Genomic DNA, 13,079 nt, shown 5'->3' on the forward strand with positions numbered 1-13,079 from the left:
AATGCAGGAGAAAGTTATCTTTTTTACGATTCTATTAGGCTTTTTAATAACAGTATTAATTTCTCCCTTTTTTATTCCCTTCTTGCGAAGATTAAAATTCGGACAAAGCATTAGAGAAGAAGGACCGAAGTCTCATCAGAAAAAAACGGGAACGCCAACTATGGGGGGCTTAATGATTATTTTCTCCATTGTTGTAACGACATTGGTAATGATTAATAAATTTTCAGAGCCAACAATTAAGACGTATTTATTACTTTTAGTATTAGTCGGATTTGGATTGTTAGGCTTTTTAGATGACTTTATAAAAGTAGTGATGAAGCGTAATTTAGGATTAACTTCTAGACAAAAGCTATTAGGGCAGATAATTATTTCGCTTATTTTTTACTTTGTTTTACGCGAAAACGAATTTTCCACTGCAATTTCGATTCCTTTTGTAGATAAACCACTAGAATTAGGGTGGTTTTATGCGCTATTTATTATTTTTTGGTTAGTTGGATTTTCTAATGCGGTGAATTTAACCGATGGCTTGGACGGATTAGTTTCTGGAACTTCTGCTGTGGCATTTGGAGCGTTTGCTGTCCTTGCATGGAGTCAATCACAGTTTGAAATTAGCATTTTCTCGGTAGCCATTGTGGGCGCAGTTTTAGGATTTTTAGTATTCAACGCCCATCCAGCAAAAGTATTTATGGGAGATACTGGTTCACTTGCCCTTGGAGGTGCTATTGCAGCGATTGCTATTTTAACAAAGACAGAAATTTTATTAATATTAATAGGTGGAGTATTTGTTATTGAGACACTTTCTGTCATTCTTCAAGTAATATCTTTTAAATCAACAGGGAGAAGAATTTTCCGTATGAGCCCATTACATCACCATTATGAACTAGTTGGCTGGTCTGAATGGCGAGTAGTTGTCACATTTTGGACGGTTGGATTATTATTTGCCGCTTTAGGAATTTATATTGAGGTGTGGTTATAATGAAGCAGATTAATGATTATCATCATAAAAAAATTCTGGTATTAGGTCTTGCTAAAAGTGGAATAAGCGCAGCTCAATTACTACATAATTTAGGTGCCTTTGTAACAGTAAATGATAGTAAGCCATTAGATGAAAATCCAGAAGCACAAGGCTTATTAGAACAAGGAATCACGGTTATTTGCGGAAGTCATCCTATTGAATTGCTGGAGGAGGGTTTCCAGCTGATCGTAAAAAACCCTGGAATTCCTTACTTTAATCCAATGATTAAAGGGGCAGTGGAGCGTGGCATTCCTGTAATCACAGAGGTAGAACTAGCATACAGAGTGTCCGAAGCTCCTTTTCTTGCAATCACTGGGTCAAATGGGAAAACAACGACCACAACCTTATTGTTTGATATGTTAGAAATTGATAAGAAAAAGCCTTTGATAGCCGGGAATATTGGAACAGTTGCTTCTAATGTAGCCCAAGTTGCAGAGGAAGATAATAAAATAGTGATTGAATTATCCTCCTTTCAATTAATGGGAATTGAAAAATTCAAGCCGAAAATTGCGATCATTACAAATATTTATGAGGCGCATTTAGATTATCATGGGACACGGGAAGAATATGCGAAGGCAAAAGGAAACATTACGAGAAACCAAGATGAAAGTGACTATTTAATTGTGAACGTCGAACAAGAGATTGTCATGGATATCGCGAACAGAAGCAATGCAACGATTATTCCTTTTTCTGCAAAACGTGAACTTGAGTTTGGGGCCTATATAAAAGATAATATTATTTATTTTAATGATCAAAAAATTATGGCACTATCAGATATAACGTATTTAAGTGCATTAAATTTAGAAAACATCCTTTCATCTGTTGCAGCAGCAAAATTATCAGGTGTAACAAATGAAAGTATTTTTGCAGTATTAAGTACCTTTAAAGGGGTTAAGCATCGTCTGCAATTTATTAAAGAAATAAACGGACGGAAATTCTATAATGATTCGAAAGCAACAAATATCCTGGCAACACAAAATGCCCTTGCAGCCTTTAATGAACCGGTTATTCTGTTAGCTGGTGGACTGGACCGCGGAAATGAATTTGATGAACTCATTCCATCTCTTAAAAATGTAAAAGCTATGATTACTTTTGGACAAACTGCTGAAAAAGTGGAGAAGGCAGGCAAGCTTGCAGGAATAAAAACCATTAAACGCGTCGATAATGTGGACAAAGCAGTACCTGTTGCCTATGACTTATCAGAAAGCGGAGATGTTATTCTTCTTTCCCCAGCATGTGCAAGCTGGGATCAATATAAAACTTTTGAAGTCAGAGGAGACATTTTTATCAATGCGGTGCATATGCTTAAATAAGGGCTTGTCTGTAAGTAGGCGTTGAAAGAAAATTTAAGATCTATATGGATAGAAATAAAAAAGTATCCATATAAAATACTTACTTAAAAGTAAGCTCTGTAAATGATAACAAGGTTAGTAGAAAAAGGCTAAAGGTTTCATTTCATCTAAATTAGGGTGGAAGGAACGCTCTTTTCCCTTATTCCTAGTTTAACCGATAATTTACAGAGCTTTCTTTTTTTATCCGATTCCTCAGTAGTATACAAAGAAATCTGGGTATAAATCGCTTTTCTTTGTTGCAAGCCCTTAATCTTGCAGGTTCGAGGTGTTAATGGTGCCATCAAAAAAAACGACTCCAGATATAATTCTAATGATTATTACATTTACGTTGCTAGCGATAGGGTTAATCATGGTGTATAGTGCTAGTGCTGTAATGGCTGAACGAAATTTAGGTGATTCTTTTTTCTTTGCTAAAAGGCAAATGCTTTTTGCAGGAGTCGGAATTGCAGCAATGTTATTTATTATGAATCTTGATTACTGGATATGGAGATCTTGGGCTAAACCGATTATTATTGTTTGTTTTATTTTACTTGTCGTTGTTTTAATTCCTGGGGTGGGGTTAGTTCGAAATGGTTCGCAAAGCTGGATCGGAGTAGGTGCTTTTTCTATTCAGCCCTCTGAATTTATGAAAATAGCAATGATTCTTTTCTTGGGAAAATTTCTATCAGAAAATCAAAAGCATATAACCTCCTTTAAAAAAGGGTTACTTCCCTCATTAGGTCTGGTATTCCTTGCCTTCGGAATGATTATGCTTCAGCCGGATTTAGGTACTGGGACAGTTATGGTTGGAACTAGTATTGTCATGATTTTTATTGCTGGTGCTCGCATTCGTCACTTTGTTATATTAGGTCTTATTGGGGTAGCTGGTTTTATCGGTCTGGTTGCATCAGCTCCTTATCGGATTAAAAGGATAACATCCTTTCTGGACCCATGGTCAGATCCATTAGGAAGCGGATTTCAAATAATCCAATCTTTATATGCAATTGGTCCAGGCGGTTTATTCGGTTTAGGACTTGGGGAAAGCAGACAAAAATTTTTCTACTTACCTGAGCCGCAAACCGATTTCATTTTTGCGATTCTGTCAGAAGAATTAGGCTTTATCGGCGGTTCGCTGATTTTATTATTATTCGCGCTTTTACTTTGGAGAGGCATAAGAATTGCATTAGGAGCTCAAGATTTATTTGGGAGCTTTGTGGCAGTCGGGATCATTTCCATGGTTGCAATTCAAGTTATGATTAACATTGGGGTGGTAACAGGGCTAATGCCAGTTACAGGGATTACACTTCCGTTTTTAAGCTATGGCGGCTCATCGCTGACACTTATGTTAATAGCAATAGGCATCCTTCTAAATGTGAGCCGATTTTCGCGGTATTAAATGCAGCCTCATTGCTAGGAAATTTTTTGATGAAATTTATAGAAACCTAGTGGAGAGAATACGTTCTCTTTACTAGGTTTTTTTGTGGAGAGCTAAAGAGTGTTTATCATGGTAGTCTCTGTTTCAGAGGGAAGAAATGTTGTAGAATACAAAAAATTTATTTTTTTCACACATATGATAAATCCTTTTCAAACATGACAATATGACATGTAGGAAGACGAAATGTATTACATTTCATTATCATTTTCAAGATATTCATAAAGCAAGTTTAAAATATAGTACAATAAGGTATCTATTATTTGGGAGATGACGGCAAAGCTAAAAAATATCTAAAAAAATAGCAGAAGATTATTTTTGTTTTATGTTATTTGAAGCTATAATGTAAAAGAGAAGAAAACCACGTTTTTTTCAGGAAAAGTAGAGATGAGAAGTATTTTGAGGTGGAAAGAATGAAAATAGTAGTAAGCGGCGGAGGAACAGGGGGACATATATACCCTGCATTAGCATTGATTCGCGAAATAAAAAGAGAAGTGAAGGATGCTGAATTTCTTTATATCGGAACAGAGCAAGGGCTAGAAAGTAAATTAGTTAGACGAGAAGATATTCCATTTAAAACAATACATATCACAGGGTTTAAACGAAAACTTTCCCCAGAAAATGTGAAAACAGTTTGGCGATTTATTGCAGGTGTACAAAAAAGTAAAGCGATTTTAAAAGAATTTAAAGCAGACGTTGTCATCGGAACAGGCGGATATGTTTGTGGTCCGGTTGTATATGCGGCAGCTAAGCTTGGAATACCGACTATTATTCATGAACAAAATAGTGTTCCAGGGTTAACCAATAAGTTTTTAAGTAAATATGTCGATAAAGTAGCGATTTGCTTTGAAGAAGCGGCTTCTTTTTTTCCAGATAAAAAAGTAGTGATGACCGGGAATCCAAGGGCATCCGAAGTGTTAAATCAGGATGGAATAAAAGGTCGCTTATCAGTCGGATTAAAATTAAAAGAACCCGCTGTTCTTATTGTTGGCGGTAGTAGAGGAGCAAGACCGATAAATGATGCTGTAATTGCAGCTTTACCACAATTAGGGGAGAAAGCTTATCAAGTTCTTTATGTAACAGGAGAGGTGCACTACGAAGCGGTAAAGAAAGAAGTAGAGCGTGTCGGCAATCCAGAAAATGTTATTATTAAGCCATTTGTCCATAATATGCCTGAAGTATTAACGAGTATTGATTTAACTGTTGCAAGAGCTGGCGCAACAACACTAAGTGAGCTAACCTCGCTTGGTATTCCGAGCATTCTTGTGCCAAGTCCTTATGTAACGAATAATCATCAAGAAAAAAATGCGCATGCATTAACGAGTAATGGAGCAGCCAGAATGCTTCTTGAACAGGATATGAATGGCCAAAAATTGATAGAAGAAATGGATGCAATCATGCTTAATCCTGTTTTGCTAAAGGAAATGAAAGAGGCTTCCAAAAAATTAGGTATTCCTGATGCGGCAATGAGGTTGTATAATGTCATGAAGGAAGTAATCGATAACAAGAAAAAATAAGATAGCAAATAGAAAATTTGTTTGTTAGGAAAAGGTGGACAACCTATTGAAATGTTATGTACTATTTCCTTATTTAATAATACCGGGGTGATTTTTTGGAAAAAGGGAAGGTAGTTTCTTTAGAAGATAGAATTCCAAAATTAAAAGAGCAGAGACGAAGAAAAGCAAATCGTCGCCTTATTTTCCTTCTCCTTCTATTCTTCCTAATCATCGTTTGCGTTATATACTTCCAATCGCCTTTAAGTCATGTGAAAAACATCGAAATTACGGGTAATCATTTATATTCTTTTGAAGACTTGGAGAAAATGAGTGGAATTGACAGCAAAACAAATATTTGGACAATCAAAAAAGACAAGCTCACAGAGAAATTAAAAGACTCAGGCGGGATTAAATCTGCTAAGATTTCTATTGTTTTTCCAAATACTGTTCATATAGACGTAAAAGAGTATAGGAAGATTGCTTACTTTGAAGTAAAGAATGAATTTATTCCACTTCTTGAAAATGGGGAGATGTTGCATGACAGAGCTATGACCAATAGTCCCTATGATGCTCCAATTATTAAGGATATAAAGAGCGAAGATAATAAAGTAATCAAAAAAATAGGGGGAGAACTAAATAAACTGTCAGCAGAAGTGTATAACGCAATTTCTGAAGTAAGGTATACTCCTAAAAATACAGATAAGTGGCGTGTTACTGTATATATGAATGATGGAAATCAGGTATTAGCTTCTTTATCCTCTTTTTCGGATAAGCTGCAGCATTATCCATCCATCATTTCCCAGCTGAATACAGATAAAAAAGGCGTTATTGATTTAGAGGTAGGTTCTTATTTTAAAGCTTTTGATTCGGAAGGGGAAAAGAATGGTGAAGAATAATAAAAGAAGAAGAAATGTTATCTTCTCCTTAGTTTTTCTTGTACTTGGATTTATGATCTCTTTTTCCTATCAAAATACAAAAAAAGATGAAGGGAAAGCAGTGAGTGAGAGCCAATTTGAAAGAGATTTGGATTTGCGCAATGAGCTAATTGAGCAGGAAGAAAAGAACAATAAGTTGTATAAGGAGTTAAAGGAAAACCAAAGGGACTTGCTTCAATTAGAGAAGAAACTTTCTAACGAAGCAGAGACTTATTATAACTTGGCAGAAGATGCGGAAAAATACCGGATATATTTAGGAAAGGTTGCAGTAAAAGGGGAAGGAGTACAAATTGCTTTGGAAGATGGTGAGTATAATCCAAAGGAAGATAATGTGAATAATTATTTGGTTCATGAGCATCATGTATTTAAAGTGATCAACGAGCTTTATATTGCTGGTGCAGAAGCGATTAGTATCAATGGACAAAGGCTAGCACATAATTCTTATATCCTTTGCAATGGTCCAGTAATTGAAATTGACGGTTATCAGCACCCAGCCCCATTTGTTATTACGGCAATTGGCGATAGCGATGTGTTAGAAGGCGCAATAAATATAAATGGTGGCGTAAAGGATTTGTTAGTAAATGATAATGTAAGATTTACGCTTGAGAAAAAAAGAATGATCCAAATGGATCCTTTAAATGTTAATTAACGATAAGTATGATTTAGAAAGTATGATGCGCTTTGAATAAGAAATTTATAACGATGACGGGAATTACACTTATTGCAGGGTTTATGATAGCAGTTCAATTTCAGACAATAAAAGAACCTGTTGTACGAGACACGAGAGATACTTGGGAGTTAAGAGAAGATCTTATCCATGAGAAAAAATTAGAATTAAAGTTAATAGATGAGATACGTTCGACAAATGGAAAGATAGAAGAATATGAGAATGAAACCCCAAGAAGCAAAGAAGCGGTATTGAAAGAGACTTTGGCAGAATTAAAGCAGGAAGCGGGCTTAACAGAAGTAACGGGAAATGGAATTGTCTTAAAGATTGAGTCTGTCAGTACAGAAATGCTTTTAGGTGAAAATCCTGGAGTAGTTACCTCTGAATTATTACAACGGTTAGTAAATGAATTAAATTTATATGGTGCTGAGGAGATAGCGATAAATGATAATCGTTATGTAAATACAACTGTTATCCGTGAAATTAACAATGTGTTAAAAATGGATGGGAATCCCCTAAACCAGCTGCCAATTGAAATAAAAGTGATAGCGAAGGATGCTAACACTGTTGAAAAACTGTTTAATTACATGAAGGTTTCAAAGTCAGCAGATGAATTTTTCTTATCTAATCTGTTATTGAATGTCGAGATGCCAAAGGAACCAATCAAAATACCAGCATATAGCAACCCCATAAATATCCATTATATGAAGCCCGTAAGTACAAGTAAAGGAGGAGATTCTTAATGTGGCTTCCTATATTTGGGCTGATTGTTGGGATTGTATTAGGATTATTAACCGATATAAAAGTGCCAGACGAATATGCTAACTATTTATCAATTGCTGTTCTCGCTGCACTGGATACTTTATTTGGAGGGATTCGTGCTCATCTGCAAAATATATTCGACGAGAAAGTATTTGTAACTGGGTTCTTCTTTAATATTGCTCTTGCAGCAAGTTTAGCTTTTCTAGGTGTACATCTTGGTGTAGACTTATACTTAGCGGCTATTTTTGCATTTGGTGTTCGACTATTTCAAAATATAGCTGTCATTCGCAGTATTATCTTAAAGAAATCAAATACGCATTCTCTTGAAAAAAATGAAAAAAGTTGACAGAGAAAAAAGGGAATATATTAGTTTTGGCGAATAATTTAAATATTAATAGATATGTGGAAGTGAATTACGATATTTCCTTGTGAAATAAGTAATTAGTCCTATTTGTAGTAAAAAAGACCAAAATTGTATTGACACTTTGCGAAAACTTAGTGAAAATATGGTGTTGCCTGGTATACAATAGAATAGTTGTGAAGATTATATTATGTATATCAAAAAACTATGTAAATAGCAGACGTTACTTCTGATAAAAAAAGTTGAATTTTTTGACTGTATGACATAACTTGTTGTTCACATTATTTAAAATGCAAAAGGAGGTGCCCGAGAATGAACAGCAATGAACTTTATGTGAGTCTAGACATCGGTACATCCAGCATAAAAGTAATCATTGGAGAAATGATTAACGAATCTTTAAATATTATTGGTGTAGGCATCGTCCCATCAGAAGGTTTAAAAAAAGGTTCAATTGTGGATATAGATGAAACCGTTCATTCTATTCGACAAGCAATAGAGCAAGCTGAAAGAATGGTTGGGATGGAGATAAAGCAAGTAGTTGTTGGCGTTTCGGGAAATCATGTTAATCTGCAAACCTCACGTGGGGTAGTTGCAGTTTCAAGTGAAAATCGCGAAATTACAATTGAAGATGTAATTAGGGTAAAGGATGCTGCACAAGTAGTTTCCATTCCCCCTGAAAAAGAGATTATTGATATTATTCCTAAACAATTTATTGTCGATGGATTAGATGAAATTACTGATCCCCGAGGAATGATTGGTGTACGATTGGAAATGGAAGGTACTATTATAACTGGAAGTAAAACCATTTTACATAACACCTTAAGATGTGTGGAAAGAGCAGGACTTGAAATTCAAGATATCTCCTTGCAACCACTTGCTGCAGGATCTTTTGCGCTTTCAAAAGATGAGAAAAACTTAGGAGTGGCGTTAATAGATATAGGCGGAGGATCTACAACTATTGCTGTATTTGAAAATGGATTCCTTAAAGCCACTAGCGTTATTCCTGTAGGTGGAGATCATATTACTAAAGATCTATCCATTGGTCTTCGAACTACAACAGAAGATGCCGAAAAAATTAAAATAAAGTATGGTTATGCTTTTTATGATCATGCTTCTGAAGAGGAAGTATTCAGCGTTCCTATTATAGGAAGCGATCAGCATCAGCAATTTAATCAATTGGAGATTTCTGATATTATAGAAGCTAGATTAGAAGAAATCTTTGAACTTGTTGGTCATGAACTAGCTAGACTAGGAGTATATGATCTTCCAGGAGGATTTGTATTAACTGGAGGAGTAGCTAGTACGAAAGGAATTTTAGAATTAGCGCAAGATATTTTCCAAAGCCGAGTTAGAATTGCTATTCCTGATTATATTGGAGTTAGAGAGCCACAATATACTACTGCAGTTGGTTTAATTAAATTCTCCTATAAAAATAGTAAACTTCAAGGTGGAAATATCCATAACCCTGTTGCTGTTCCTGCTGAAACAAGGGAAAAAGCTCAGAAAACAGCATCCCAAAAACAAGCTTATGAGAAAAAACAAGTGGAAAAAGAACCTTCAAAGTTTAAGAAATTTATGGGATATTTCTTTGATTAATGAAATGTCTTAATAGAAAAACATAATTTTGATAAAAAAGAACTTCGAGAAGGCTGAGAGTCGTTTAGGGTCAGTCTAGGTATTAAAATGGTATGTTACTCCATATCACCAAGACTTGAGATGCGGACAGTTCGATACTGCTGAATATCGACGAATTAGGAGGATTTGTCATGTTGGAATTTGATACAAATATAGATTCACTAGCTGTAATAAAGGTTATAGGTGTAGGTGGCGGTGGAAATAACGCTGTTAACCGAATGATTGAGCATGGCCTACAAGGGGTAGAGTTCATTGCTGTAAATACAGATGCACAGGCATTAAATTTATCTAAAGCAGAAATCAAAATGCAAATTGGTGGAAAACTTACAAGAGGATTAGGGGCAGGTGCAAATCCTGAAGTAGGGAAAAAGGCTGCTGAGGAAAGCAAAGAACAAATTGAAGAGGCATTAAAAGGAGCAGATATGGTCTTCGTTACGGCAGGAATGGGTGGCGGAACTGGAACAGGTGCTGCACCAGTTATTGCTCAAATCGCCCACGACCTAGGCGCCTTAACAGTAGGGGTAGTAACAAGACCTTTTACTTTCGAAGGAAGAAAAAGATCCACACATGCTGCAAGCGGGATTACAGCATTGAAGGATGCTGTCGATACATTAATCGTTATTCCAAACGACCGCTTACTTGAAATCGTAGATAAATCAACTCCGATGCTTGAAGCGTTTAGAGAAGCGGATAATGTATTACGCCAGGGTGTACAAGGTATCTCTGACTTAATCGCAACACCAGGGCTGATTAACTTAGACTTCGCTGATGTGAAAACAATTATGGTGAATAAAGGTTCTGCACTTATGGGGATAGGTGTTGCAGCAGGGGAAAACCGTGCAGCTGAAGCAGCGAAAAAAGCAATTTCTTCACCACTTCTGGAGACTTCCATTGATGGAGCACAAGGAATATTGATGAATATTACCGGTGGAACGAATTTAAGCTTGTATGAAGTACAAGAGGCAGCCGATATTGTGGCATCTGCTTCCGATCAAGATGTAAACATGATTTTCGGTTCTATTATTAATGATGATTTGAAAGATGAAATTGTTGTTACGGTGATTGCTACTGGCTTTAACCAAGATTTATCGCAGCTCCAGCCAGATAGACCTGGATTTGGCGGCTTAAAGCCAAATAACAATAACGCAAACCCTGTCAACAATCCGGTTAACAATAGAGAAGTAAAACGTGAAGAGCCGCATGTGCAAAAAGAACAACAACAACCAAGAAGCAATGCGCAACAACCAGAAGATGCTTTAGATATTCCGACATTCTTAAGAAATAGAAACCGCAGAAGGTAATTATTTCTTTAGCAAAAACCTTTCCATTTTTTCATAATGGAAAGGTTTTTTGTTTTATCTTCCAGGAATAAAGTAATCTCCCCTTTTATTTAGAGTAAAACTCATCACTTCTTTTATTCTTCCCTTTTTATTCCTTTGAATTAGTAAAAAAACTGATAATATTTCGCTAGAACTTAAAGTTTTTAACCGAGGAGATATAGTGACAAAAACCGTTAGAAATAGAGCAAATTTCTGATATTTTGATTACAGAAAGTGACAGAATTTCAAGAACAAGTACGTTATACTTTTTCGTAACAGATTAGTAGAGAGAAGATTTACTTCTTTTGTTGCTTTTATGAAGGAGAGGAGGAATTACATGCTTGGCCATTTATTTAGATGTGATATGGCTATTAAATTTTTTGTTTGACAGTTTATTACTATATTTAACAGGCATTCTATTAAAGAAAAAAATTATCCATTGGCGAATATTGCTTGGAGGGTTAATTGGTTCCCTTATTATCCTTTTTTCGATAACGCCGCTTAGTCCCTATACTAATCATCCCATATCGAAACTTCTATTTTCTATCGTGATGGTAGCAATGGCTTTTGGATATAAGCGATTTCGTACCTATATCCAAGCATTAATGATATTTTACTTAGCTACTTTTTTAATTGGGGGAACTTTGATAGGTGCTCATTATTTTATTCAGTTTGATTTCAATCTTTCTTCTTCTGTCCTTCTTGCAAGCATTAAAGGCTTTGGTGACCCGATAAGTTGGCTTTTTGTTTTGTTAGGATTTCCGATTGCTTGGTACTTTTCGAGAAGAAATGTGGAAGGGATGGAAGTGACAAAGATTCAATATGAACAGATAATCGACGTTATTTTTCAAGTAGGGGGAAAAGAATTTTCTATCAAGGGTTTGGTGGATAGTGGTAATCAAGTATATGATCCCATTTCCCGCCTTCCCGTAATGTTTGTATCTTTGAAAAATATAGAAAAGGATATGCCAGCAGAAATAATTCGTCTCACGGACCAGCCAGAAGCTATTATCTATGGCAGTCAACCAATCGCACCAGAATGGGAAAGCAAGATGCGAATTATTCCATATAAGGTAGTCGGCAAGGACCACCAGTTACTTATTGCCGTGAAACCAGATTCTTTGCTTTTAAAAAAAGAGCAGGAAGTAATTGCAGTGGAAAAGGGATTAATCTCGTTTACCAATCAAGTTCTATCTGCTGAGGGCATATTTGATTGTATTGTTCATCCAAAAATGCTCTTAGGAAAAAAATCAATCGAAGAAAAAGTTAGTTAATATACTATACTCACGAAAATCATCGTTTAGAAGGAGGAAATGCACATGAGTAAATGGAAGCTTCGCTTATCTTATTATTGGTACAAATTACTGATAAAACTTGGACTGAAAACAGATGAAGTATTTTATATTGGTGGAAGTGAAGCACTGCCTCCTCCGTTAACGAAAGAAGAAGAGGAAATCCTTTTAGAAAAACTTCCAAAAGGAGACCAAGCAGCTCGTTCGATGCTGATAGAGAGAAATTTACGCCTTGTTGTTTATATCGCAAGAAAGTTTGAAAATACTGGGATTAACATCGAAGATTTAATCAGCATTGGCACAATCGGATTAATTAAGGCGGTTAATACGTTTAATCCGGAAAAAAAAATAAAACTGGCCACATATGCTTCAAGATGTATTGAAAATGAAATTTTGATGTATTTGCGCAGAAATAATAAAATCCGTTCAGAGGTTTCATTTGATGAGCCGTTAAATATAGATTGGGATGGAAATGAACTTCTTCTCTCCGATGTTATGGGCACAGAGGATGATATTATTACGAAAGATTTAGATGCAAGTGTAGATAAAAAGCTATTAGTAAAAGCGCTTCACCAATTGTCTAACAGAGAGAAACAAATCATGGAATTACGGTTTGGTTTAGGAACGGGAGAAGAAAAAACGCAAAAGGATGTAGCAGATATGCTTGGGATATCCCAATCGTATATTTCTCGCTTAGAGAAAAGGATTATTAAAAGACTACAAAAAGAATTTAATAAAATGGTCTAAAAAATTTTTTCGTTCGGAAAGCCTTGTCCCACATAAATTCAGTTGAAATTAGCGTAAATAGGAAATTTAACAAAAATTCATCCCATG

The 13,079-nt window shown here is 35.6% G+C and carries 12 protein-coding genes; all 12 read left to right on the forward strand.

The features are described from left to right. Nucleotide 1 precedes the first annotated feature (1 nt). The 12 genes from mraY to sigE all read left to right on the forward strand — a co-directional run bounded on the left by mraY (nucleotide 2) and on the right by sigE (nucleotide 12,992). Nucleotides 2–976, forward strand: coding sequence for a phospho-N-acetylmuramoyl-pentapeptide-transferase (mraY, locus tag NST77_RS05180; RefSeq protein ID WP_095329091.1), 975 nt, complete (start codon nucleotides 2–4; stop codon nucleotides 974–976). Continuing rightward, nucleotides 976–2,328: a UDP-N-acetylmuramoyl-L-alanine--D-glutamate ligase gene (gene murD, locus NST77_RS05185; RefSeq protein WP_095329092.1), complete on the forward strand. Its 1,353-nt coding sequence runs from the start codon at nucleotides 976–978 to the stop codon at nucleotides 2,326–2,328. Before mraY ends, murD begins: the two co-directional genes overlap by 1 nt. Nucleotides 2,329–2,641: 313 nt before the next feature. Further along, nucleotides 2,642–3,742 (forward strand): stage V sporulation protein E, encoded by a 1,101-nt coding sequence (gene spoVE, locus NST77_RS05190; protein ID WP_047939912.1) that lies wholly within the window; start codon nucleotides 2,642–2,644, stop codon nucleotides 3,740–3,742. A 449-nt stretch (nucleotides 3,743–4,191) separates the two neighbouring features. After that, nucleotides 4,192–5,295 carry an undecaprenyldiphospho-muramoylpentapeptide beta-N-acetylglucosaminyltransferase gene (gene murG, locus NST77_RS05195; protein ID WP_163188546.1) on the forward strand — a complete coding sequence of 368 codons (1,104 nt, stop codon included), beginning with the start codon at nucleotides 4,192–4,194 and terminating at the stop codon, nucleotides 5,293–5,295. 95 nt (nucleotides 5,296–5,390) lie between these two features. Further along, a complete protein-coding gene (locus tag NST77_RS05200; RefSeq protein ID WP_341122769.1) occupies nucleotides 5,391–6,170 on the forward strand; it encodes a cell division protein FtsQ/DivIB in 780 nt (259 codons plus the stop codon). After that, nucleotides 6,157–6,858, forward strand: a complete 702-nt coding sequence (locus NST77_RS05205; RefSeq protein ID WP_341122770.1) for a DUF881 domain-containing protein — start codon at nucleotides 6,157–6,159, stop codon at nucleotides 6,856–6,858. Before NST77_RS05200 ends, NST77_RS05205 begins: the two co-directional genes overlap by 14 nt. Before the next feature lie 32 nt (nucleotides 6,859–6,890). After that, a complete protein-coding gene (locus NST77_RS05210; protein ID WP_371471169.1) occupies nucleotides 6,891–7,619 on the forward strand; it encodes a DUF881 domain-containing protein in 729 nt (242 codons plus the stop codon). Continuing rightward, complete coding sequence (locus NST77_RS05215) at nucleotides 7,619–7,984, forward strand: small basic family protein (protein WP_095329099.1); 366 nt, start codon at nucleotides 7,619–7,621, stop codon at nucleotides 7,982–7,984. The genes NST77_RS05210 and NST77_RS05215 overlap by 1 nt, the downstream gene beginning before the upstream one ends. 327 nt (nucleotides 7,985–8,311) lie before the next feature. Continuing rightward, complete coding sequence (gene ftsA / locus NST77_RS05220; RefSeq protein WP_095329100.1) at nucleotides 8,312–9,595, forward strand: cell division protein FtsA; 1,284 nt, start codon at nucleotides 8,312–8,314, stop codon at nucleotides 9,593–9,595. 170 nt (nucleotides 9,596–9,765) lie between these two features. Next, nucleotides 9,766–10,935 carry a cell division protein FtsZ gene (gene ftsZ, locus NST77_RS05225; protein WP_123257427.1) on the forward strand — a complete coding sequence of 390 codons (1,170 nt, stop codon included), beginning with the start codon at nucleotides 9,766–9,768 and terminating at the stop codon, nucleotides 10,933–10,935. Between the two features lie 359 nt (nucleotides 10,936–11,294). Next, a complete protein-coding gene (gene spoIIGA, locus NST77_RS05230) occupies nucleotides 11,295–12,227 on the forward strand; it encodes a sigma-E processing peptidase SpoIIGA (protein ID WP_163184929.1) in 933 nt (310 codons plus the stop codon). 45 nt (nucleotides 12,228–12,272) lie between these two features. Next, entirely contained in the window at nucleotides 12,273–12,992 is a 720-nt protein-coding gene (gene sigE, locus NST77_RS05235) for an RNA polymerase sporulation sigma factor SigE (protein WP_095329103.1), read from the forward strand. Nucleotides 12,993–13,079: the final 87 nt, after the last annotated feature.

Origin of the sequence: Niallia sp. FSL W8-0177, assembly GCF_038006285.1 — a bacterium.
GTDB lineage: Bacteria > Bacillota > Bacilli > Bacillales > Cytobacillaceae > Niallia > Niallia circulans_A.